We start from the raw sequence: 20,481 nt of genomic DNA, 5'->3' as shown, positions 1-20,481 counted from the left end.
CGTATGTTCTGTCGCCTTAAGGACTGGCGTCGCATCGCAACTCGCTTCGACCGCAACATCAGAAACTTCATGGGCGCAATCGCACTCGCAGCTACCGTCATCTGGTGGTTGTGAGTCCGGACCCTAGACCGCTTTTCCAGCAGTGTTGATGTCAACAAGTGCGCGTCCGTGTAACCGATCCCCATGCTGAATATTGAATGGCGATTAATTATCGTCATTACCTCTGCATGGCTCGCGATCATTGCTTCGCGTTGAGCTGCCAGGAAAGCAAGTACTTCATCCCGTTCTCGAAGGCTACCAAGCGCCAGTTCGCCGACAACGAAAGGGTGGCAGAGCACCTGTCATCATTGATGATTCTTTTTAGCTCTGCGTCTCCGTGTCGAAAATGATCTATCCAAATTGAGGTGTCTACCAGGATCACTTGGCTACGTCGCTTCGCCGGCGCGGCGACGCCTTAGCCTCGGGCATAGAGCCGCCAAGCGCGATCAGCCTTTTGCCAGATTCCACACGCACCAGCGTCTCCAGCGCTTGTCGAACAAGAGCTGCAGTCTCCTTCGTGCCCGTGAGGGACTTGGCCCGTCCCATGAGATTGTCGTCGAGATTTATGGTGGATCGCATACCTAGTTCCCGCACATGAATAGCTAATCTAGCACCATTTGGTGCTAAAATCTACGGCTCGTTTAGTGCGGCTGATGCATTGATGTATGAGGGTCGCAGGTTCGAATTGGTTCAAGGCGTGCGACCGAGTGGATTTAATCCGGTGGTGGCTGGATTGTGTGTGCAGGCGGTCAAAGTCGTTGCAAGTCGGACGGTCGTTCAGAAGAACGAGGTTCATGTTCATGCATCACGCCCATGCGTTCGGTCCAGCCAACGCATGGCAGGTGTTACCGTCAGGCCATGGATGAGGATGGAGGCAAATACGACGAGGCATAGGATCGTCCAGAGCCTGTCGGCATCTGGAAAGTCCCCTTGATTGATGGCGTAGCTCAAATAGTAGACGGACCCAACGCGCCGTATCCCGAAGAATGCAATCGAGACTTTCTCGCCGCGTGTCGCCGTACTGCGATACATCCCGAGAAGCCCGGCAAGGGGCCGGATAACTAGCAAAATGATCCCGGCAGCGAGGACGTCCCGCCAGCCGATATCAGCCAGCAGACCGCCGGCAATCGCGCCGCCGAAGGCAAGAAGCAGCACCATCATTGTGATCCGCTCGATCTGCTCGGTGATGTCGTGCATGTCTCGCTGGAAGTCATGGTCGCGATGGGACGCGCGCGTAGTGTCAGCGCCGTTACGAACACGGCAAAGAAGCCATAGCAGTGGAGCATCTCAGAAACGCCGTAGGATACGAAGGTCGCGGCGATGGCAACCAGACCGTCCCCGGTCCTAGCGAGCGTATCTCCTGGCATACGAAAAGTCAGCCAGCCGAAAACACGGCCGATCAGCCAGCCGCACCCGACCCCTGCAATCGTTTCCCACAGAACGTTATACGTCAGCCAGTCCGTAAGCCACGGCTGGCCGGTGCTGGCCGACAAGCTCAACACTATCGCGAGATGGACGAGCGGAAAGGCGAATCCATCGTTCAAGCCGGCTTCCGAAGTCAAGGCGAAGCGTGCGGTGTCTTCTCCGCCTTCGAGAGGACCAGCCACCTGTATGTCGGCTGCGAGGACCGGATCGGTGGGGGCAAGACTGGCCGCGAGCAGAAGGGCTGAAACAGCGGTCAGCCCCAGAACGCTGATACCCACGAGCATGATCGCGGCGATAGTGACCGGCATGGTGACGAGGAGCAATCGCCAAGCCAACCGCCATTCCTTGAAGGAAAAAGCGCGGTCGATTTTGAGGCCCGCCCCCATCAAGGCGACAATGACCACAAATTCTGTAAGACGCTCGGTGATGTAGAGATGAGCTTGCGGTGAGGGGTCGATACTCAGGGTGCCACTGGAGAAGATCAGCCCACCGATGAGCAGGCAGACGATCGGAAGAGAGATCGGGCGGCGGCTGAGTGCAAGCGGCAACCACGCGACAAGGGCGATCAGGATGCCCGCTCCGGTTAGCGCAACGATGTAGGGATCTGGCTCCCATCCCTGGCTCACGTCACGAAACCATCCAAGGGCTGGCTCATCCTGTTTCTCCTGTCAGCAAACTTCCTGGAGAGGTAGGTCAGGATTTGAAAAAGTCTCCGAGTTCGTCGTTCTTACTACGGATAAAGGATGTCTCTGTTTCACGAGCGTTGTCGACGGCAAGCAGGCGAGCCTTACGACCTTCGTCCAAGCTCTTCGCCAGCGCGCGTCGCTTCGACGCGGGAGGAAAACCAGTTGGCAAGGAGCGCACCGGAGATGTTGTGCCAGACACTGAAGATGGCGCTGGGGACGGCGGCGAGCGGTGAGAAGTACGCCGTGGCCAAAACCGCGCCTAGGCCGGAATTCTGCATGCCAACCTCGATGGCTATGGCCTTGCGCTTGGCAAGCGACAAGCCTGCCGCTTTCGCCGCGAAGAAGCCGAGGAGATAGCCAAGGCCGTTGTGAAGAACGACGACGGCGAAGATCATCAGGCCGGACTGTGCGATCGCCGCTTTCGAGCCGCCGACGACGGCGGAGACGATAAGAACAATGCCGATAACGCTGACGAGGGGCAGCGCGGGCACGGCCGCCTTGACCACGCCGGGCATCAGCTTCTGCAGCACGGCGCCGAGCGCAAGCGGTACCAGCACGACCTTGACGATGCTGAGGAACATCGCCCAGCCATCGACTGGTAGAAACTGGCTGGCAAACATCCAGACAAGAAAGGGCGTCACAAGCGGGGCAGCCAGCGTCGTCACCGATGTGCAGGCAACCGACAACGCCACGTCGCCCTTGGAGAGAAAGGTCATGACGTTGGACGATGTGCCGCCGGGGCAGCAGCCGACAAGGATGACGCCTGCGGCGACTTCGGGCGGCATGGGGATGATCCAGGTCAGGAGAACGGCGAGCAACGGCATGATGGCGAACTGTCCGACGACGCCGATGGTCACATCGAACGGCCGCCGCAGGACCTCGCGGAAATCATCGACCGACAGGGTGAGGCCCATGCCGAACATGATGATCGAGAGGAGCGTAACGATCCAGGGACCGATCTGCTTGAACGTTTCTGGAAAGAAGAAACCCAGGACTGCAAAGAGGATAACCCAAACGGCAAAGGTCTTGCCGACGAAAGTGGAAAAGGATGCCAGTCGGTTCATATGCGCACTCCCGATGTGGTTCGAGCGTGGTGTAGGCCGCAGGTTCGCCGTGTCAAGGGCGCGTCATCTGCAATCCAAGGCTTTCCCTTTTTGCATATTGTTCAACGATTTGTTAGGAAGCCGCTTACAATCCCGGAAGGAAGCTGATGTTCAAGTTCACGATCAACCCGCCCGTTTTCTTCGGTTCCGTCGCGATCATCCTGATGTTCGTGGCAGTCGGAGCTGTTGTTCCAGCGCAGGCTGAGGCGATCTTCGGGGCGCTGCAGAGCTGGATCCTCTCGTCCTTCGGCTGGCTCTACCTGCTTTCGGTCGGAGTCTTTCTGTTTGGCATCCTCATCCTCGCCTTTGGCCGGTATGGTGACCTGAAGCTCGGGCCTGATGATAGCGAGCCGGAGTTTCGCTATCTTTCCTGGATCGCGATGCTCTTCGCCGCAGGCATGGGCATCGGCCTCATGTACTTCGCCGTCGGCGAGCCGATGACGCATTTTGCAGCCCCGCCAACGGCCGATCCTCTCTCGATCGCAGCAAAGCGCGAAGCGATGAGTGTGACCTTCTTCCACTGGGGCATTCATGCCTGGGCGATCTATTCCGTCGTCGGACTGTCGCTCGCCTATTTCGGTTACCGCTACAATCTGCCGCTGACGATCCGTTCGGGGCTTTACCCGCTTTTGAAGGAGCGCATCAACGGCCCGATCGGGCACATGGTGGATATCTTCGCTATCTGCGGCACGCTCTTCGGGATCGCGACGTCGCTCGGCTTCGGCGTCCTCCAGATCAATGCCGGCTTGAACTTCTTGCTCGGCTTGCCGGTGTCTCCTGTTGTACAAGCCGTGCTGATCGTCGTTATTTCGGCCGTCGCCACGCTGTCCGTCGTCAGCGGTCTCGACAAGGGCGTGCGCATTCTCAGCGAGTTGAACCTCGTCGTCGCGGTGTCGCTCATGGTGTTCGTGCTGGTCATGGGTCCAACGGCGCAGTTGATGCGGGACTTCGTGCAGAACATCGGGCTTTACCTCGATACGTTCCTGCTGCGGACCTTCAACATCTACGCTTACGAGCCAACGCCGTGGATCGACTCCTGGACGCTGTTCTACTGGGCGTGGTGGATCTCGTGGTCGCCTTTCGTCGGCATGTTCATTGCCCGTATCTCGCGTGGCCGAACGGTGCGCGAGTTCGTTATTGCTGTCCTTTTCGTGCCCAGCACCTTTACGTTCCTCTGGATGACCGTTTTCGGCAATACCGCTATCGACATCGACCAGGGGATTGCTGCTGGCGCACTCGGGCGGGCCATTTCGGACGATATCTCGGTCGGGCTCTTCCAGTTCTTCCAGTATCTGCCGTTTCCGGCCATCACATCGGGGCTCGCTGTCGCTCTCGTCGCCATCTTTTTTGTCACATCGGCGGATTCGGGCTCGCTTGTCATCGATACGATCGCGGCTGGCGGCGAAACGAACACGGGAACGATGCAGCGAATCTTCTGGTGCGCTCTCGAAGGATTCGTGGCGATCGTCCTGTTGCTGACGGGCGGACTGACGGCGCTGCAATCGGCCACCATAGCCTCGGCCCTGCCGTTCGTCTTCGTGATGATGGCGCTTCTGTTCGGGCTCTTTAAAGGGATGCGTGCCGACATGGCGCAGCGATCTGCGCTCGCCGGACCGACGGTCGCGCATCCGGCGGCGGGCATAACCTGGCAACGCCGGCTGGCACTGGCATTGAACGCACCGACTGCAAAGGAGGTTTCCGCCTTCATTTACGGCGTGGTGCAGCCGGCGCTTGCAGCTGTTGCGGCAGAACTCAAGCGCGGCGGCCGCGATGCCAAGGTGCAGCGAAGCGGTGATGGGGCAGAGTCCAACGAGGGCCTTACCGTCAGCCTGTCCGTTCCAGCCGAGCGCGTGCGGGATTTCGTCTATGCCGTCTCGCCGGGGGCACAGAAGTTGCCCGCCTACACCGCATTCGAAGCGTCGAAGATGGAGCTTCGACATGAGGCCCGGACGTCGTTCTCCGATGGTAGTCGTGGCTACGACATCATGGGCATGAACAAGGATCAGATCATTACGGACGTTCTCGCCCAGTTCGAGCGATATCTCGCGCTGACGGCTTCGACGGAGACGGCGCTGATGACAAACGCTCCTGAACATCTCTGAGACTGCAACGAGGCGGCGACGGTATCGCGCCGCCTCGTCGTTCTGCCGCGAAGCAGGTGTTAGACGGGTGTCTTGTTGCGCCGGCCAAAGACACCGAGGAACAATGCGCCAAGGGTTCCCGCGGTGAACGAGCCCATGAGGATGCCGATCTTCAAGTGATCCTGCACCGTCGGATCGTTGAAGGCAAGCAGTCCGATGAACAGGGACATGGTGAAGCCGATTCCACACAGAAGAGCCACACCGGTCATCTGACCCCAGCTTGCCTGTGCCGGCAGATCGGCGATGTCGAGCTTGACGAGCACAGCGACCGTTCCGAGCACTCCGATCAGCTTGCCGAGCACGAGGCCGGTTGCCACACCCATGGTCAGGGGCTCGGCAAAGACAGCGGTGGTGACACCGGTGAAGGATACGCCTGCATTCGCAAAGCCGAATATCGGAACGATGGCGAAGGCGACCGGTTTGTGCAGCGCGTGCTCAAGCCTGTGCAGCGGTGACTCCGAATGGTGGGCTTCAGGCGTTCCCGGTGTGAGTTTCAGCGGGATGGTCAGGGCAAGGATGACACCTGCAAGTGTCGCATGTACGCCGGAGGCAAACACCAGCACCCACAGGACAGCGCCGAGAGCCAGATACGGACCGAGCGATTTTACCCCTGTCCGATTGAGCCACACCAGCAGACCAACGACCAACGCGGCCGCGGCGAGGGCCAGAAGGTTTAGGCCTGCCGTGTAGAACAATGCGATGACGATCACGGCTCCGAGGTCATCAATGATGGCAAGGGCTGCAAGAAAGATCTTCAGGGACGTCGGTACGCGCCGTCCAAAGAGCGAGATCACGCCGAGCGCGAAGGCGATATCGGTCGCCGTCGGAATTGCCCAACCGCGCAGTGTCGAGGGGTCATCCCAGTTGAAATAAACGTAGATCAGCGCCGGAACGATCATTCCGCCGGCAGCCGCGGCACCCGGAAGTATGCGCCGGCTCCATGTCGAGAGCTGGCCGTCGAGCATCTCGCGCTTGATCTCGAGGCCGACAAGCAGAAAGAAGATCGCCATCAGGGCGTCGTTGATCCAGTGCTGAAGGCTCAACGGGCCGATATAGACGTGCAGGATTTGAAAATAGGTTTCCGCCAGCGGCGAATTCGCAGTCGCGATCGCAAGTGCGGCAACCATCATCAGAATGATGCCGCCAGCGGCTTCATTGTGAAGAAAGTGGCGAAGAGTGGATTGAATGCGGCCAGTCAACAATAGAGACATGGGTTCGCGCTCCCTGTTTGGAAGGTTGATCGAAGTCTCCGTCGATTTCGGGATGTCCCGGAGCGCACGCAGCACACGCCGTAGTCAATCTAGAGCCTCGCGACCTGGAATTCCAGTAAAAACGGGTGCGCTGAAGGTCACACCGCGCACGTCCGCGTTATCGGTATATGAGGTATATGACTAGAATTAGCAGAAGTTGGGCAACGCCCAGAGCCGCAATTACGACGATTGCGATCCTCTGCCAGGTGCGCTTGAAATCGGAGCGAAAAGGCTTCTTCATGAGCAGTCGTTGTTGTTCGGAATGTTGAGAAGGATACCGCAGGCCTTGCAGTGAACCGCGTCTATGTCGTGGCGCTGTCGACCACATTGATGGCATTGGAAATTCACCTTACGAGGCCGCACGATCGTCTGCGACAACCGGACAAAGAGGGAGATGCCAACAATCATCGTCACGACGGAGGTCAGCTTACCCAACATGCCAGGCAACGTCTCAAGGAGATGCTCGAGCGATTTCCCAAATAGTGCCATCAGTCGATTTCGTCTTGTGCTGGCACCGCCGTTGCTGCGAAGGCGATATGCGTCAGCAATCGCGGCGAAGGCTATAACCGAACTTTGCTTACGGTGCTCGACTGGAATGTCAAAAACTCACAATGCGATCGATGTCCTAGCTGGCTCGCGTATGCAACGAACGAACCTCGAACGCGGTTCAGGTTACGAGCTTTAATGCCGGCGTCCGTCGGTTCGATTTGGTTCAAGGCGTCGGAAGCAGAGACGGCGTGGCCTCCCTTGAAGCCGTTGAGCAAGTAAAGTCGTCCGAAGAGTCTTGCGCCAGGCAGTTTTCAGCTGCCCGGCATTGGTGTCGTGTCGAGCGATAATGATTATGCGTCGCTGTCGGCGGAGATGGCGATGTCTTCCTGCATTTCGAGTTCGGCCAAACGTTCGGTCAGGGCCTTGCGGATCGAGGCATAGGCGCCAGCGCCGAGCGTCAGGCGTTTGGGGGCGGCTGCCTGGTCGGCCGAGGCGATGATTGCATCGACCATTTTGATCGGATCTCCCTTGATCTCGAAGGCGCCGCCGGCAAATGCACGGCGCACGTCGCCGGCCGGTGTATTGTCATAGACGGCCATCGGCACAGGCGCCACCAGGCCGCCGCCGAATTCGGTCTGGGCCGGACCTGGCTCGACCAACGTGAACGCGATGCCGAACGGGGCTACTTCTTGCGATACGGATTCCACAAAGCCCTCGATGCCCCATTTGGTGGCATGATAGAGGCTGAAATTCGGATAGGCGATCTGTCCGCCTTCGGATGAGACCTGTAGGATGCGGCCGCCGCCCTGGGCGCGCAGATGCGGTAGGGCAGCGCGGATCAGCTCGATCGAGCCAATCAGGTTGGTGTCGATCTGAGTGCGGATTTGGTCGCTGCTCGCCTCTTCGGCCGCGCCGAACAGCCCATAGCCAGCATTGCTGACGACGGTGTCGATCCGGCCAGAGATGTTGAAAGCGTCAGTCACCACCCGGTGAATGGCAGGTGTGTCGGTGACGTCGAGGGTGGCGATCGAAAGGGCGTCGCCGTATTCTGCCTTAAGGTCGTCGAGTGCGGCGTGCTTGCGCAGCGTAGCTACAACCCGATCGCCGCGGGCCAGCAGTTTTTCGGTCATGATGCGGCCGAGGCCGGAGGAGGTGCCAGTAATCAACCAAGTCTTTGTCACGGTTAAAAATCCTTTTTAAGGAGCCCGCAGAATTGCGGCGGATGACAGGCAAGATATTCTGTTTGATTGATGTTACTATCCAAACAATGTTGCATAAGCTGGTGAAGAAAGACCATGAATAGCACTCCGACGCTCACTGAACTCTCGGCCTTTGCCGCTATCCTGCGCCACCGCAGTTTTCGCAAAGCAGCTGATGAACTCGGACTGTCGCCTTCGACGCTCAGTCATATGATGAGGGTCCTGGAGGAAAATTTTGGTGTGCGGTTGCTTAACCGGACGACGCGCAGCGTCGCGCCGACCGAGATCGGCGATCGACTGCTAGCGCGGCTGCTGCCGCTGTTGCGCGATCTCGATGGCGCGCTCGCGGAAGTGTCACTGTTTCGCGACCGGCCGAGTGGCATACTGCGGATCAACAGCAGCGAGATTGCCGCCAGCCTGCTGCTGGAAGCCGTGGTTCCGACATTTCTGGCGCGTTATCCGGACGTGGGGCTGGATCTGGTCACCGACGGTAAGTTGATCGATATCGTCGCCGACGGGTTTGATGCCGGCATCCGGCTGGGTGAGGCGGTGCCGCAGGACATGATCGCCGTGCACTTCGGCGGCGACAGCCGGTTTCTAACCGTGGCTTCACCCGATTACCTTGCACGGCGTCTGGCTCCAAAAGCCCCAGACGATTTGAAGGCGCACGCCTGCATCCGCTTCCGCTTCCCGAGCGGAAAGCTGTTTCGTTGGGAATTCGAGCGGTTCGGCCAGCAGATGGTGGTCGACGTCGCAGGCGCGCTGACGCTCGACCATGTCGGGCTGATGGCGGAGGCAGCCGTGGGCGGCATGGGCATTGCCTATGTCGCCGACCGGGTAGCGCAGCCTTACATCGCCGCGGGTAAGCTGGTGGTGGTGTTGGAAGACTGGTGTCCGTGGATGCCCGGGCTCTGCCTCTATTACCCTGGCCACCGGCATGTGCCCCCGGGTTTGCGGGCGTTCATCGACGTGCTGAAACAGGCCGGCTAAATGTCACACATCGTCCGGCTACCAGACCGTCTCAACCAAGGCCCCATGCCATACCGGACGAAAAGTCAGTCGAGCTGAAAGTGAGTTGGCGCACACAGCTGGATAGCGGAGATCTGGCCCTTTGGAAGCCCCAGCTGACTCAGGTAGTCGATCATTCGATATGGCTTAAGGCGTGGAACGCGGTTACCCAGGCCCGGTCCGTCCTCGTAGCACGACTTGAAAAACGCTATCGTTTCGATTACGTTGATATCACAATAAAGGGTAATACAGGATTGTGTTAATGGCGGCGGTCACCATTCGAAACATATCTGATGAAACGCATCGGGCGTTACGCGCAAGAGCAGCTCACCATGGCCGTAGTACCGAAGCTGAAATTCGGGACATTCTTGAAGCGGCTGTCCGTCCATCTGAACGCGTGAAACTCGGGTCATTGCTCGCGGCCATCGGCCGTGACGCCGAACTGTCAAACAGTGACGTCGAAGCGCTGCAACAACAGCGCGACATGACGCCAGCTGAACCGGTGACTTTCGAATGATCTTGCTAGACACCAATGTAATATCTGAGCCATGGAAACCGGCTCCTGATACTGCTGTGCTGGTTTGGTTGGATGCACAAACCGTCGAGACGCTGTTCATTTCCGCGATTTCAATTGCTGAACTTCGTTTCGGGATTGCCTCCCTGCCTTCAGGGAAACGTCAGACCATTCTTCATGATCGCCTTGAGGGGGAAGTTCTTCCGCACTTTGACGGGCGCATTCTGCCCTTTAACATAGGAACCTCGCAATTCTACGCGCAGTTGATGGCCGGCGGCCGAGTATCCGGTAAGGCGATCGGCAAGGCTGATGGATATATTGCTGCTACAGCCGCTGAGAATCATCTCGTAGTCGCAACGCGAGATACAAGCCCATTTGAGGCCGCCGGATTGAAGGTGATCAATCCTTGGGTCGCCTAAGTCTTAAACTGTGGGCCGCTGGTTCGTATCTCATCAAGCGCTTCATATTGCTAAGCGGTCCCGCATTGCTGTTCTAGATGAGAGGCTTGCGCATCTGGATGAAGCGCCGCACCGACTTTTTGTGCTGCGGCCGCCAGGCGCTTATTTCTTGTCCACAAACTAGACCGCTTTTCCAGCAGTGTCGAAGTCAACAAGTGGGCGTCCGTGGAACCGATCCCATGCTGAATATCGGATTGCGATCAATTATCGTCATTACCTCTGCATGGGTCGCGATCAATGCTTCGCGTTGAGCTGCCAGGAAAGCAAGAACTGCAACCCGATCTCGCAGGCTACCAAGCGCCAGTTCGCCGACAACGAAAGGGTGGCAGAGCAACCTGTCATCATTGATGATTTTTTTAGCTCTGCGTCTCCGTATCGAAAGTGATCTATCCGGATTGAGGTGTCTACCAGGATCACTTGGTCGTTGCGATCCATGCGCCCCTCGCTTTGGCGAACTGAATGGCGAAATGGCCGACGCCGCCCGCACCACTCTGAATGAGGACACGCTGGCCAGATTGAAGCCCACCATGATCGAACAGTCCTTGCCAAGCGGTGATGCCGGCCAAGGGTATGGCAGCGGCGGCGACGACCGCATCGAGTGGCCGCGGGTTTGCAGCCACCTCATCAGCCCGCGCAAGGATGAATTCCTCGTAGCCAACCTGTTGTGGTGACAGGAACGCAAAGACGTCGGCGCCAATCGGGAAGCCGGCAACATCAGACCCGATGGCCGCGATCTCGCCCCTGACATCAAGGCCGAGCACATGAAGGTACTTTTCGGTAGCGACCGGATACTTGCCCTCGCGCATCCTCTCGTCGACTGGATTGTCGCTTGCGGCAAAGACCTTGATGAGAACTTCGTCGACGGTGGCCGTTGGCCGAACAATTTCCTCGATCGAAATAACTTCCGGACCACCGAATCGATGGATACGTACAGCTTGCAAGATCGGTTTCTTCCAAGCTCGGGAGCAATTTTGAAACGCACTGCCCGGTTATGCGCCCTTGATCTGTCGGCGCATCGCTTGACGGCTAACCGGTGTTGGAGATGCCACTCGGATGATCAGCGTTTCGGCTCCTTCCCAAAATCCTTGCGCAGCTCGTCCTTGGCGCGATAGAGCTTCGATAATCTCGATTTCGACAGCTGCTTGCCAGCACGATTGATATAGAAAGTCAGCATCGACATGGCGGACTGCAAAGGGCTGGCCTTGCGGCGTTCGCTATGTTCGGCAGAGGCCTTTAACGAGTCTGCGATCTTCTTGGCGCTGCGCTGCTTGAAGACGCCGCCTTTCAGATCCATCGCGTCGCTGTTGTCAGTGACATCCTGCGACCATTTCTGTTTCGATTTCTTCTTCGGCATGAACGTTCCTCCACAGAAGAATGGCGCCACTATCGTGACGCCGTATCCCATCAATGATGAGCGTGGTGCTCGTTGCGCTTGCGCGTGGCTGCAGCTTTCTTGGCGGATGCTGACCGCTCTTCCTTGGTGCGTGACGCGGCAGCTGCGCCGCCCTTATGTCCGCCCTTTTCGGAAGAGGCGTGGTTTTCGGCATGGCCCCGGCCGGACCCTGACTTCTTGCCACCGCCGCTTTCTTTGTTAACGGTGGCCCAGGCACGGCGTTCGGCTTCCTTCTCGGAAATGCCACGGTCTTCGTAGCCTTCCTCGATATGCTCGGCCTTGCGCTTCTGCTTATCGGTATATGCGGATTTGTCGCCCTGTGGCATGGAACATCTCCTCTTGATCTGGTGGAGCGGAGAAAACGATCACTTGCCCGTCAAGTTCCTCCCGCAAACCCAAATGATAAGTCTTTTGCGGCAATTTTGAGCTTTGGTGCGCTTCCGTACAGCCGGCCTCGCCAAGGAACAACGTTCAATTCCTGTTGTTTGCAGCCAAGGCGCTCGCGCGAAGAGACGACACGAATTTGGAGCAAGTTCATGAAAGCACTGACCTGGCACGGCAAGCATGACATCCGCTGCGAGAGCGTCCCGGACCCCCAGATCGAGGACGGCCGCGATGCCATCATCAGGGTCACGGCTTGCGCGATCTGCGGATCGGACCTTCATCTCTACAACGGCGTCATGCCCGACATGCACAGTGGTGACATCATGGGTCACGAAACCATGGGCGAAGTCGTCGAGGTCGGCAAGGACAACAAGAAGCTGAAGGTCGGCGACCGGGTGGTCGTTCCCTTTACGATCGCGTGCGGCGAATGCTTCTTCTGCAAACGAGGCTTTTTCTCCGGGTGCGAACGATCGAATCCAAAACCGGAAAAAGTCACCAAGATGTGGGGCAATTCGCCTGCTGGCCTGTTTGGCTATACCCACCTGTTGGGCGGATTCAGCGGCGGCCAGGCCGAATATCTAAGAGTTCCCTACGCCGATGTTGGGCCCATCAAGGTTCCGGACGGCCTGACCGATGAGCAGGTGCTTTTTCTCTCCGATATTTTCCCGACCGGTTATATGGCTGCCGATTTCTGTAACATCCAGCCGGGCGACACAATCGCCATCTGGGGCTGCGGACCCGTCGGCCAGATGGCTATCAAGTCAGCTTTCATTCTGGGGGCCGAGCGGGTCATCGCGATCGACACGGTCCCAGAACGGCTGGCTCTTGCCGGAAAGTCTGGGGCGATCACCCTCGATTATATGGACAAGGATATCTACGACCGGATTATGGAGCTGACCAACGGTCGTGGGGCTGATGCCTGCATCGACGCCGTTGGAACCGAATCTGATCCATCTGCGAGCTGGGATGCCCGCATCGACCGCATCAAAGTCGCCACCTTCATGGGCACCGATCGCCCGCACGTTCTCCGCCAGGCAATTCATTGCTGCCGCAACTTCGGCACAGTCTCGATCGTTGGCGTCTACGGTGGGTTCCTGGATAAGATCCCGATGGGTTCGGCCATCAATCGCGGCCTAACGTTCAAGATGGCGCAGACGCCCGTTCAGCACTACCTGCCGATCCTGATGGAGCGAATTCAGAACGGAGAGATCGACCCCTCATTCATCATCACCCATACCGGAAGCTTGGAAGACGGACCGGAGCTCTACAAGACCTTCCTCGAAAAGAAGGACGGCTGCGTCAAAGTCGTTCTCAAGCCGTAAGGAGCTACAGCATGGCGATTGAAACGGGAAAAGGTCTTGCCGTCGTCACGGGTGCATCGTCGGGTATTGGGTACGAATTGGCCAAATGTGCCGCCCAGGATGGCTATGATTTGATTATTGCAGCCGATGAGCCACGCATTAATCAGGCTGCAGCCACTCTCAAGGAATTCGATACTTCGGTGGACGCCATCGAGGCTGACCTGTCAACGGAGGGAGGCGTCGACCGCCTTCTCGAAAACATCGAGGCATCTGGCCGCTCCGTTGATCTGCTGATGGCCAACGCCGGTCGCGGGCTGGGAAGGGGTTTCCTGGAGCAAGACTTCGCCAAAGCGCGCAAGGTCGTCGATACCAATATCGTCGGCACCATCTATCTCGTGCAGCAGGTCGGAAATCTGATGCGCAGCCGCGGCCAAGGCCGCATCCTGCTAACCGGTTCGATTGCCGGCTTCATGCCGGGTTCCTATCAGGCAGTATACAACGCCACCAAGGCCTTCATTAATAGTTTCTCGTTTGCCTTGCGCGAAGAGCTGAAAGACAGCGGCATCTCGGTGAGTTGCCTCATGCCGGGCCCAACAGAGACGGAGTTTTTCCAACGTGCTGAACTGATGGACACATCCGTGGGACAGGCAAAGAAGGATGATCCCGCCGACGTTGCGCGGGTCGGCTATGATGCAATGATGGATGGCGAAGGTGACGTTGTCAGCGGCTGGAAGAACAAGTTGCAAGCCGCAGTCGCCAACGTCACCCCGGCGAGCATGCTGGCCCATCAACATGCCAAGATGGCCGAGCCCGGTTCGGGCAAGAACTGAGCTGGAGCCGAAACATGGCCCATCCTTTCACTCTGCAACTCAGCCGCCGCACTGTGCTTACGGCCGCAACTGCAACCCTTGCCGCCTCGACATTACCTTTTATGGCGCAGGCGGCCTCAACCTTATCGAAAGCAGCCACCATGGAAAATCCGACGATAAAATATCCGAAGCCTCCGTTCGAAACGCAGTCTCAGCCGTTTCCTGGTCTGGCTGGCAAAATGACCCCAACGCCTGACCACGGTGAGACGTCTTACCAAGGCTCTGGCCGCCTGACAGGAATGCGGGCGCTGATCACTGGCGGCGATTCCGGCATGGGGCGTGCCGCTGCGATCGCGTACGCGCGTGAGGGTGCCGACGTTGCGATCAACTATCTTCCCGACGAAGAGCCCGATGCGAAAGAAGTCATCGCCTTGATCGAAAAGGAAGGCCGCAAGGGTGTCGCCTTGCCAGGCGATCTCCGGGATGAAGCTTTTTGCGAAAAGCTCGTCGAGGATGCGGTTGCCGCCCTAGGCGGCCTCGATATCCTAGTCAATAACGCCGGACGGCAGCAGCAGGCGGCGTCGTTGTCCGACATTACCACCGAAGCCTTCGACGCGACGATGAAGACCAACATTTACGCAATGTTCTGGCTAACGAAAGCGGCTCTCAAGCATTTACAACCGGGATCGGCGATCATCCAGACCACCTCGGTGCAGGCTTATGATCCATCGGAAGACCTGGTGGACTATGCGATCACCAAGGCCGCCGGAATGAACTTCACAAAGTCGATGGCGAGGCAACTGGGTCCAAAGGGGATTCGCGTCAATGGCGTGGCGCCCGGTCCGATCTGGACACCACTGCAGGTCAGTGGCGGGGCAACGATGGAAAAGCTTGTGAAGTTCGGCAGCGACACGCCGCTTGGCCGTCCCGGTCAGCCTGCCGAGTTGGCGTCCATTTATGTTCAGCTCGCCGACCCGCAAGCAAGCTATGCAACCGGGCAGATCTACGGCGCCGCTGGCGGAAGCGGCCAGCCATAATGTGCAGGATTTTCTAGCCAATCCGTATCGACAACCCCGAAGCGGATGATACCGGGGGAGCTGGCAGCAGCCGCTTCGAAATTATCTTGTTCCGTAGAATTGCGAACCCTAAACCGCCGCTGTGTTTAGGTGTGCTTTAACGGCTTGCGCCAAATTATTTGGAAGGGCAGGCTTTGGTATCCAAACGCCTTTAAGAAAGATGCGGTGGCTGTTGTGGGTAACTTTTCTTCGCGCGCTGTGGACGACGAATGGGACATCCCGTTCGACAAGGATGTTTGCAACCTCAATGCACTCACCGTCTCGCAGGAAAATATCGATGATGGCGATGTCGGGCGTGTTATGGGCCAGCCATTTCAACGCGTCGGCGCATGATGCAATACTCGTCACCGACCCCGCCTTGATTTCTGTCAGCATCGTCTCGACGTCCAAAGCAATGAGAGCTTCGTCTTCCAGGAGAAGGATATTCGGAGTGCGCATCGCAGCCACGCTTGTCTCGACTTCGGATGTCCTCATTATACACGCGTAACGAGTTACGTCTCGTAATGTGCGAAACCGCACAGCCTTGCCCCGCAAGAAGCCATATCCTTAACCGCTGTTAACGCTGCTCAGACCAGCCACTCAAGCGATTTGCGCAACCGTGCAGGAGCATCATGTTCGAAATATTGACCATGGCTGAAAATCACCCGCTTCGGTTCAAGTGCCACGAGTTGCCGGGCTGCTGCCTTTGCCGGCTCACCCTTCAAGCGCACGACAGCCCTTAAATAAATCGGCGCGCGGTCGCGGGCACCGATAACTTTCGAAAACAGGCGCATCACGGAAGAATGATGATGATCCTCGAGATTCTGGATGAGATCCGTCACGACGAGGCTCTGGCTTTTTCGGTGAAAAAAACAGACTTCACAAAAACCACCGATCCCCGGGACCTCGATCTGATCGATGTCCGGCGCGAAGTGCGCCAGGGATTTGGCTCCGAGGTCGCCATGCCATGGAATGCAGGCCTTTTTAACTTGGCGACGCTGCCTCAAACCGGGCGCTGCCCATGTCAGCGCGTCGGGGACGCGACCTTTCCAGTCCTTGACGAAACTCCAGTGCGCGCTGTTCGGCGCCACGATATGCCGGATGGGGCCAAGGCTTTCGATCGTTTCCCGCAGGCTGGGATCGTAGCGTGTCGGCGAATGGAGGACGATACCACCGTCTTCCAGCTGCATCACCGTCATGCGAACGGGCAAAGGGATTGCTCCGACAGCATGGAGCGGCCCGCTGTCGACGATCCAGATGCCGTCGGCTACTGGCTTTAGGACGTCGAGTGGCGCGTAGGTCGTCATGCGGTTATCCGGAGTGAGGGAGGATGAGGGGGTCTGCTTTAATTGCGTGCGCAGGACTTCGGCTCTAACGCCATCGGCCACGACGGCTGTTTCGGCCATAGGTGTTTGCCAAAGCGATGAGACCAATGGCTACGGCTGCGGTGGCAGCCACCGCACCCAGCGCCAATCGCTGTTTCCCGGACCGCAATCCGCCGTCAATGCCGCCGGGCCGCGACGACGAAGCGTAGAGATTGCCATCGGTGACGGGAGTTGGATCGGCTTGCTTGAAGTAGGTCGTAATGAACCAGTTCATGAACCGCGCGCTCAAGGTCGGAGCAAAGAAATGTCCAAAGCGTATGAGGTCGGCCGTGACACCCACTGTTGTTGTCGCCTTTGGACGACGGGCTACTCTGACGACAGCATCGGCGACCTTGCGCGCGTCGTAGACAGGCGGCGGAGCCGAAAGTTGGCGGCCTGTGTAGTTGGCCCCGTGGCTGATCCCCGGCGTATCGATGAACGCCGGGTAGATATCGCAGATATGGATGTTCGGATATTCCGCCAGCTCGCCCCTTAGCGCTTCCGAAAATCCTTTTAATCCGAATTTGCTGGCGCTGTAGGCGGTAGCATAAGGTGCGGCTGCAAATCCACCCAACGAGATCATGTTGATGAATATCCCGCGATCCTGCTTCAGGAAAATCGGCAGGATTGCGTGAGCATCGTTCATATGACCGATGAGATTTGCACGGATCACCTGCTCGTGCGCCTCGATCGGCGTGTCCTGGAATTTGCCGACAGCACCGACGCCGACATTGCTGACCCAGACGTCGATTGCCCCGAAGCTCAGCGCGGCCTCGGCGAGTGCCTTGACCTGATCGGCATTGGTAACATCCGTGGGCACGACAAGGACATCGGCGCCCAACCCGCGGCACGTCTTTGCAACAGCCTGAAGTGCGGCCGCATTACGGGCCGCAATCACGAGCTTGGCGCCGGTACGCGCGAAGGCTTCAGCGGTGGCTTGCCCGATCCCGCTGGACGCTCCGGTGATCACCACCACTTCTGACTGGTTCTTCATTATGATCTCCGATTACGTCGTCAAAGAATTCCAGGTTCAGACCCTGGTCGCCAAGGCGGTCCTGCATGATCGCCGCCATGGCATCAAGGAAAGCTTCGATGCCATGCTTGGCTTCGAAGCGGCGGCATGCGTCCTGAAGGGCTTTGGCATCAAACGCTGCTGACGACATGGTCCTCAAACCTGTAGAGTGTTGTTGCTATCAATCGAATGCCCATCCCTCCATATGCGCTTTGATGCGCGTATTTGAATTTTTGCAAACCACTCTGACGGTTATGTGGTTCCAGTGCGGAATCGCACAGTGGCACTACGCGTTCTAAAAACCTGAGGTGTACGACACCGCGTTGCCCGTTTCTCAACGACAAGACACAATGGTACGGTTTCTGACGGTCGAGGAACCCTTTTTCGAGGACGAAGTTGCTTCTGCGTGCTGGAATGGGCCAGCAAAAGAGGAGAAACATATGCCAAACTCTCAGACCGGAAATCAGTCGGGTGGTGACACGTCGAAGCGCGGCTTCGCGTCGATGGACGATGACAAGCAGCGCGACATTGCCAGCAAGGGCGGCCAGGCCTCCGGCGGAAACTTCGCCAATGACTCCGAGCGTGCATCTGAAGCGGGCAAGAAGGGCGGTCAGTCGTCCGGCGGCGGTAACAACCGTTGAATGAAAAAAGCGATTGAGGAAGGCGCCGTTGCCTTCCTCTACAGGAACTTTTGGTGGGAGAAGACACGTGAACGATGAAACGGACAGACACGCAAAAGCGCATGCATTGTGGGAGAAGGAGGGCCGTCCAGAGGGTCGTCATCTTGATCATTGGCACGCGGCAGGGATAAGCGATACCAATGACGGTGATGATGTGCAACCCGTTGCTCAGGCGGAAACCTCCGCAAGCGAAGACCCGGCGGAAGGATCTGAAAAAATCGTCAACAGGGAACTGAACCTCCAAGGCAAGCGACCAAAGCGTTCGGCAGGATGAACCCGTGACAGCGGGGAATGACCTCGTTCAAGCCTTCAGACACATCGCCTTCCAGAGGAGATTTTGCGTGAAAGCGATCAACCTTATCACATTGCTTTTGATTATCATTGGCGGCATCAACTGGCTTCTTGTCGGCGTCGCCGATTTCGACCTTGTCGCCACGATATTTGGTGGCCGTGAAAGCGCGCTCACCACTATCGTCTACGTCCTTGTCGGCCTGTCAGCACTCTATCAGCTTGTGCCATTCTTCAAGGCGCTTTCCGTCGGCGAAGTGGCGGCTGAAAGTTCCACAAGACACTTATGAGCGGCGGGAGCTTTGGCTCCCGTTTCCTCGTGATAGTTAGGAGCTAGGCCACTGTCTAGGCTCACGAACTCATTGGAATTTTCGCGATCAAGGCGGTGCCCGGCGCAGTTCTTATTACCATAAGTTCTGCCTGGAGCTGTCTTACCAACCCTCTGATAACCTTCATTCCAAGGCTCCTTCCTGAGTTTCCCTCCAAATCAAAATCGGTTGGCAATCCGACGCCATCATCTGCAACGGTCAGGCAAATCATGTCGTCAGTGGTGGTGATCAAGACGTCGATTCTGCCGCCTCCTGATGGGTAGGCATGCTTGATCGCGTTGGTTACGAGCTCGTTGACGATAAGGGCTGCCTGTATGGCGCGGTCTGTGTCGATCCGGCAAGGGGTGCCGTCGAAAGAGAGTGTATGCCGGTCAGAGGTTTGTGCGAGGCGGCTGCACAGATCCTTGAGAAAAGCGGCAAGGTCGATGGTCTCGAGATCAGGTTGGCGCCACAAATGGTCGTGGACGGCTGCGATGGTTGCAACTCGGGTCTCAGCATCTGTCAGAACGCGCTTCACCTCGGGGACATCGGCTACCCGTGCTTGCATTGCCAGCATCGCAGTCACCAACATCAGGCTGTTTTTCACGCGATGGCTCATCTCTCGCATCATGACCTGCTGATGTTCTTCGGCGAGATGCCGTTCGGTGTCATTGCGCATGATCTTCAGATAGCCGGGCTTGTCCTGCCGCGCCATGAGCGGCATCGTCAGGCCGCTGCCCCAAAACCGGGAGCCGTCCTTGCGAACGTGGAAGCGCTCGTTCTCCGCGCGGCCTTCCTTGGTTGCCGTTTCCATCTCCCATTCGAGGGCTCCGGCCTCTCGTTCCTCGGGCGTAAACAGGACCCGTGCGTCCCGTCCGATGATGTCCTCTTCCGTGTAGCCAAGGATGCGTCGGGCCCCGGCATTCCAGGTAAGCAGAGTTCCCTCTTGATCGAACGTAAGGATGGCGTAATCAGTAGCGCTCTCCAGGATCAGCCGGAGCCGCTCTACGCTTGAGCGTACGGCTTCGTCCTGTTCGAGGTATTGCGTGCGGTCACGCAAGATTTTGACAAAGCCTATGGCGCGCTGTTCGTCGTCTTTCAGTAGCATGAGCAGGCCGGACGCCCACAGGCGGCTACCATCCTTGCGAACATGCCAGCGATTATCGTCGGCTCGACCGTATTGCAGGGCAGTGTGCATCTCCGCATGACAAGCGCTCTCCAACTGATCTTCGAACGTGAAAATCATGGCGAGGTTTTGTCCTACGGCTTCTTGCGACGTATAGCCGAAAAGATTGCTGGCACCGGCACTCCAGGTGGAGATCCTGCCGTCAAGAGCGACCGTGATGACGGCATAGTCGGTGGCGCTCGCAATAATCTGACGGTAGATCGCATCGCCGAAATCGGAGGGATCGCTTTGCGCATGCCGCCCCTTTGAATCCATATTCTCTTCCCCGCGCTAAAGTTTTCGAGAGCCACGCTAGCAGGGTGTCAATATTTTCGGGCATTTGGTCGGAAAACGCACACTTCTGTCAGGGCAAAGCCACATTCTTCGTACCGTTTCGTACGGCAACCAAA

The 20,481-nt window shown here is 57.7% G+C and carries 24 protein-coding genes and 4 pseudogenes; 12 read left to right on the top strand and 16 right to left on the bottom strand.

Features of this window, described 5'->3' with window-relative positions:
* A pseudogene (locus tag G8E10_RS23155) lies at positions 1-114 on the top strand (IS5/IS1182 family transposase); the annotation flags it as partial.
* Here the strand turns inward: G8E10_RS23155 and G8E10_RS23150 are convergent.
* From G8E10_RS23150 to G8E10_RS23135, 5 genes and pseudogenes are all read right to left on the bottom strand, one after another.
* A pseudogene (locus G8E10_RS23150) lies at positions 87-421 on the bottom strand (PIN domain-containing protein); the annotation flags it as partial. The pseudogenes G8E10_RS23155 and G8E10_RS23150 overlap by 28 nt on opposite strands.
* Positions 418-618 carry a type II toxin-antitoxin system VapB family antitoxin gene (locus G8E10_RS23145; RefSeq protein ID WP_167130842.1) on the bottom strand — a complete coding sequence of 67 codons (201 nt, stop codon included), beginning with the start codon at positions 616-618 and terminating at the stop codon, positions 418-420. The pseudogene G8E10_RS23150 and the gene G8E10_RS23145, both read right to left, overlap by 4 nt.
* 219 nt (positions 619-837) lie before the next feature.
* Positions 838-1,236 (bottom strand): cation:proton antiporter domain-containing protein, encoded by a 399-nt coding sequence (locus tag G8E10_RS26265; RefSeq protein ID WP_343289863.1) that lies wholly within the window; start codon positions 1,234-1,236, stop codon positions 838-840.
* Positions 1,197-2,090 carry a cation:proton antiporter domain-containing protein gene (locus tag G8E10_RS23140; RefSeq protein WP_343289862.1) on the bottom strand — a complete coding sequence of 298 codons (894 nt, stop codon included), beginning with the start codon at positions 2,088-2,090 and terminating at the stop codon, positions 1,197-1,199. Before G8E10_RS23140 ends, G8E10_RS26265 begins: the two co-directional genes overlap by 40 nt.
* A 161-nt stretch (positions 2,091-2,251) precedes the next feature.
* Positions 2,252-3,214, bottom strand: a complete 963-nt coding sequence (locus G8E10_RS23135; protein WP_167130841.1) for a bile acid:sodium symporter family protein — start codon at positions 3,212-3,214, stop codon at positions 2,252-2,254.
* Between the two features lie 146 nt (positions 3,215-3,360).
* Between G8E10_RS23135 and G8E10_RS23130 the strand changes: the two genes are divergently transcribed.
* On the top strand, positions 3,361-5,355 hold the full coding sequence (locus G8E10_RS23130; protein ID WP_167130840.1) for a BCCT family transporter: 1,995 nt from the start codon (positions 3,361-3,363) through the stop codon (positions 5,353-5,355).
* Between the two features lie 59 nt (positions 5,356-5,414).
* Here the strand turns inward: G8E10_RS23130 and nhaA are convergent, their stop codons facing one another.
* The 3 genes and pseudogenes from nhaA to G8E10_RS23115 all read right to left on the bottom strand — a co-directional run bounded on the left by nhaA (position 5,415) and on the right by G8E10_RS23115 (position 8,314).
* Complete coding sequence (nhaA, locus tag G8E10_RS23125) at positions 5,415-6,605, bottom strand: Na+/H+ antiporter NhaA (protein WP_167130839.1); 1,191 nt, start codon at positions 6,603-6,605, stop codon at positions 5,415-5,417.
* Positions 6,606-6,881: 276 nt separating this feature from the next.
* A pseudogene (locus G8E10_RS23120) lies at positions 6,882-7,094 on the bottom strand (ion transporter); the annotation flags it as partial.
* Positions 7,095-7,483: 389 nt separating this feature from the next.
* Positions 7,484-8,314, bottom strand: a complete 831-nt coding sequence (locus G8E10_RS23115; RefSeq protein WP_167130838.1) for an SDR family oxidoreductase — start codon at positions 8,312-8,314, stop codon at positions 7,484-7,486.
* 114 nt (positions 8,315-8,428) lie between these two features.
* Here G8E10_RS23115 and G8E10_RS23110 point away from each other — a divergent pair, with 114 nt between their 5' ends.
* The 3 genes from G8E10_RS23110 to G8E10_RS23100 all read left to right on the top strand — a co-directional run bounded on the left by G8E10_RS23110 (position 8,429) and on the right by G8E10_RS23100 (position 10,273).
* Positions 8,429-9,322, top strand: coding sequence for a LysR family transcriptional regulator (locus G8E10_RS23110; RefSeq protein WP_167130837.1), 894 nt, complete (start codon positions 8,429-8,431; stop codon positions 9,320-9,322).
* Positions 9,323-9,602: 280 nt separating this feature from the next.
* Positions 9,603-9,857 (top strand): FitA-like ribbon-helix-helix domain-containing protein, encoded by a 255-nt coding sequence (locus G8E10_RS23105; protein WP_167130836.1) that lies wholly within the window; start codon positions 9,603-9,605, stop codon positions 9,855-9,857.
* Complete coding sequence (locus G8E10_RS23100; RefSeq protein ID WP_167130835.1) at positions 9,854-10,273, top strand: type II toxin-antitoxin system VapC family toxin; 420 nt, start codon at positions 9,854-9,856, stop codon at positions 10,271-10,273. Before G8E10_RS23105 ends, G8E10_RS23100 begins: the two co-directional genes overlap by 4 nt.
* Positions 10,274-10,323: 50 nt before the next feature.
* On the opposite strand, the pseudogene G8E10_RS23095 reads toward G8E10_RS23100, so the two are convergent.
* The 4 genes and pseudogenes from G8E10_RS23095 to G8E10_RS23080 all read right to left on the bottom strand — a co-directional run bounded on the left by G8E10_RS23095 (position 10,324) and on the right by G8E10_RS23080 (position 12,031).
* Positions 10,324-10,729 (bottom strand): annotated as a pseudogene (locus tag G8E10_RS23095) (type II toxin-antitoxin system VapC family toxin).
* Positions 10,726-11,253: an NADP-dependent oxidoreductase gene (locus tag G8E10_RS23090; RefSeq protein ID WP_281517764.1), complete on the bottom strand. Its 528-nt coding sequence runs from the start codon at positions 11,251-11,253 to the stop codon at positions 10,726-10,728. Before G8E10_RS23090 ends, G8E10_RS23095 begins: the two are co-directional and overlap by 4 nt.
* Before the next feature lie 116 nt (positions 11,254-11,369).
* Positions 11,370-11,666 carry a DUF3175 domain-containing protein gene (locus tag G8E10_RS23085; RefSeq protein WP_167130834.1) on the bottom strand — a complete coding sequence of 99 codons (297 nt, stop codon included), beginning with the start codon at positions 11,664-11,666 and terminating at the stop codon, positions 11,370-11,372.
* Between the two features lie 50 nt (positions 11,667-11,716).
* Positions 11,717-12,031 carry a plasmid stabilization protein gene (locus tag G8E10_RS23080; protein ID WP_167130833.1) on the bottom strand — a complete coding sequence of 105 codons (315 nt, stop codon included), beginning with the start codon at positions 12,029-12,031 and terminating at the stop codon, positions 11,717-11,719.
* Positions 12,032-12,241: 210 nt separating this feature from the next.
* Between G8E10_RS23080 and G8E10_RS23075 the strand changes: the two genes are divergently transcribed.
* The 3 genes from G8E10_RS23075 to G8E10_RS23065 all read left to right on the top strand — a co-directional run bounded on the left by G8E10_RS23075 (position 12,242) and on the right by G8E10_RS23065 (position 15,236).
* The gene (locus G8E10_RS23075; RefSeq protein WP_167130832.1) at positions 12,242-13,411 is read left to right on the top strand and encodes a zinc-dependent alcohol dehydrogenase; all 1,170 of its coding nucleotides are present in this window, start codon (positions 12,242-12,244) and stop codon (positions 13,409-13,411) included.
* Positions 13,412-13,422: 11 nt separating this feature from the next.
* Positions 13,423-14,220 (top strand): SDR family NAD(P)-dependent oxidoreductase, encoded by a 798-nt coding sequence (locus G8E10_RS23070; RefSeq protein WP_167130831.1) that lies wholly within the window; start codon positions 13,423-13,425, stop codon positions 14,218-14,220.
* Positions 14,221-14,321: 101 nt separating this feature from the next.
* Positions 14,322-15,236 (top strand): SDR family oxidoreductase, encoded by a 915-nt coding sequence (locus tag G8E10_RS23065; RefSeq protein ID WP_425530870.1) that lies wholly within the window; start codon positions 14,322-14,324, stop codon positions 15,234-15,236.
* A gap of 108 nt (positions 15,237-15,344) precedes the next feature.
* On the opposite strand, the gene G8E10_RS23060 is transcribed toward G8E10_RS23065, so the two are convergent.
* From G8E10_RS23060 to G8E10_RS23050, 3 genes are all read right to left on the bottom strand, one after another.
* Positions 15,345-15,713, bottom strand: coding sequence for a response regulator (locus G8E10_RS23060; RefSeq protein ID WP_281517770.1), 369 nt, complete (start codon positions 15,711-15,713; stop codon positions 15,345-15,347).
* Between the two features lie 128 nt (positions 15,714-15,841).
* Positions 15,842-16,561 carry a DUF4336 domain-containing protein gene (locus G8E10_RS23055; RefSeq protein WP_167130828.1) on the bottom strand — a complete coding sequence of 240 codons (720 nt, stop codon included), beginning with the start codon at positions 16,559-16,561 and terminating at the stop codon, positions 15,842-15,844.
* A gap of 64 nt (positions 16,562-16,625) precedes the next feature.
* Positions 16,626-17,612 carry an SDR family oxidoreductase gene (locus G8E10_RS23050; protein WP_167130827.1) on the bottom strand — a complete coding sequence of 329 codons (987 nt, stop codon included), beginning with the start codon at positions 17,610-17,612 and terminating at the stop codon, positions 16,626-16,628.
* Between G8E10_RS23050 and G8E10_RS23045 the strand changes: the two genes are divergently transcribed.
* The 4 genes from G8E10_RS23045 (at position 17,581) to G8E10_RS23030 (ending at position 18,888) form a co-directional block, all read left to right on the top strand.
* Positions 17,581-17,775: a hypothetical protein gene (locus G8E10_RS23045; RefSeq protein ID WP_167130826.1), complete on the top strand. Its 195-nt coding sequence runs from the start codon at positions 17,581-17,583 to the stop codon at positions 17,773-17,775. The genes G8E10_RS23050 and G8E10_RS23045 overlap by 32 nt on opposite strands.
* A 205-nt stretch (positions 17,776-17,980) precedes the next feature.
* A complete protein-coding gene (locus tag G8E10_RS23040; RefSeq protein WP_425530868.1) occupies positions 17,981-18,271 on the top strand; it encodes a con-10 family general stress protein in 291 nt (96 codons plus the stop codon).
* Between the two features lie 67 nt (positions 18,272-18,338).
* Positions 18,339-18,584 carry a DUF2934 domain-containing protein gene (locus G8E10_RS23035; protein ID WP_167130825.1) on the top strand — a complete coding sequence of 82 codons (246 nt, stop codon included), beginning with the start codon at positions 18,339-18,341 and terminating at the stop codon, positions 18,582-18,584.
* 67 nt (positions 18,585-18,651) lie between these two features.
* The gene (locus G8E10_RS23030; protein WP_167130824.1) at positions 18,652-18,888 is read left to right on the top strand and encodes a DUF378 domain-containing protein; all 237 of its coding nucleotides are present in this window, start codon (positions 18,652-18,654) and stop codon (positions 18,886-18,888) included.
* Positions 18,889-18,949: 61 nt separating this feature from the next.
* Here the strand turns inward: G8E10_RS23030 and G8E10_RS23025 are convergent, their stop codons facing one another.
* Positions 18,950-20,347, bottom strand: a complete 1,398-nt coding sequence (locus G8E10_RS23025) for a sensor histidine kinase (protein ID WP_167130823.1) — start codon at positions 20,345-20,347, stop codon at positions 18,950-18,952.
* Between the last annotated feature and the right edge of the window lie 134 nt (positions 20,348-20,481).

Source organism: Ferranicluibacter rubi, from assembly GCF_011603255.1.
In the GTDB taxonomy this organism is placed as follows: Bacteria; Pseudomonadota; Alphaproteobacteria; order Rhizobiales; family Rhizobiaceae; genus Ferranicluibacter; species Ferranicluibacter rubi.
This window is presented reverse-complemented; position numbering and strand designations above follow the sequence as displayed.

What these genes read in the sequence shown, in the direction of transcription:
- G8E10_RS23100 (WP_167130835.1), top strand. Translation starts at nt 9,854, where the DNA reads ATGATCTTGCTAGACACCAATGTAATATCTGAGCCATGGAAACCGGCT.
- G8E10_RS23130 (WP_167130840.1), top strand. Translation starts at nt 3,361, where the DNA reads ATGTTCAAGTTCACGATCAACCCGCCCGTTTTCTTCGGTTCCGTCGCG.
- G8E10_RS23075 (WP_167130832.1), top strand. Translation starts at nt 12,242, where the DNA reads ATGAAAGCACTGACCTGGCACGGCAAGCATGACATCCGCTGCGAGAGC.
- G8E10_RS23135 (WP_167130841.1), bottom strand. Translation starts at nt 3,214, where the DNA reads ATGAACCGACTGGCATCCTTTTCCACTTTCGTCGGCAAGACCTTTGCC.
- G8E10_RS26265 (WP_343289863.1), bottom strand. Translation starts at nt 1,236, where the DNA reads ATGCACGACATCACCGAGCAGATCGAGCGGATCACAATGATGGTGCTG.
- G8E10_RS23110 (WP_167130837.1), top strand. Translation starts at nt 8,429, where the DNA reads ATGAATAGCACTCCGACGCTCACTGAACTCTCGGCCTTTGCCGCTATC.
- G8E10_RS23040 (WP_425530868.1), top strand. Translation starts at nt 17,981, where the DNA reads ATGGTACGGTTTCTGACGGTCGAGGAACCCTTTTTCGAGGACGAAGTT.
- G8E10_RS23060 (WP_281517770.1), bottom strand. Translation starts at nt 15,713, where the DNA reads ATGCGCACTCCGAATATCCTTCTCCTGGAAGACGAAGCTCTCATTGCT.
- G8E10_RS23055 (WP_167130828.1), bottom strand. Translation starts at nt 16,561, where the DNA reads ATGACGACCTACGCGCCACTCGACGTCCTAAAGCCAGTAGCCGACGGC.
- G8E10_RS23025 (WP_167130823.1), bottom strand. Translation starts at nt 20,347, where the DNA reads ATGGATTCAAAGGGGCGGCATGCGCAAAGCGATCCCTCCGATTTCGGC.
- G8E10_RS23080 (WP_167130833.1), bottom strand. Translation starts at nt 12,031, where the DNA reads ATGCCACAGGGCGACAAATCCGCATATACCGATAAGCAGAAGCGCAAG.
- G8E10_RS23085 (WP_167130834.1), bottom strand. Translation starts at nt 11,666, where the DNA reads ATGCCGAAGAAGAAATCGAAACAGAAATGGTCGCAGGATGTCACTGAC.
- G8E10_RS23145 (WP_167130842.1), bottom strand. Translation starts at nt 618, where the DNA reads ATGCGATCCACCATAAATCTCGACGACAATCTCATGGGACGGGCCAAG.
- G8E10_RS23070 (WP_167130831.1), top strand. Translation starts at nt 13,423, where the DNA reads ATGGCGATTGAAACGGGAAAAGGTCTTGCCGTCGTCACGGGTGCATCG.
- nhaA (WP_167130839.1), bottom strand. Translation starts at nt 6,605, where the DNA reads ATGTCTCTATTGTTGACTGGCCGCATTCAATCCACTCTTCGCCACTTT.
- G8E10_RS23065 (WP_425530870.1), top strand. Translation starts at nt 14,322, where the DNA reads ATGGCGCAGGCGGCCTCAACCTTATCGAAAGCAGCCACCATGGAAAAT.
- G8E10_RS23050 (WP_167130827.1), bottom strand. Translation starts at nt 17,612, where the DNA reads ATGAAGAACCAGTCAGAAGTGGTGGTGATCACCGGAGCGTCCAGCGGG.
- G8E10_RS23105 (WP_167130836.1), top strand. Translation starts at nt 9,603, where the DNA reads ATGGCGGCGGTCACCATTCGAAACATATCTGATGAAACGCATCGGGCG.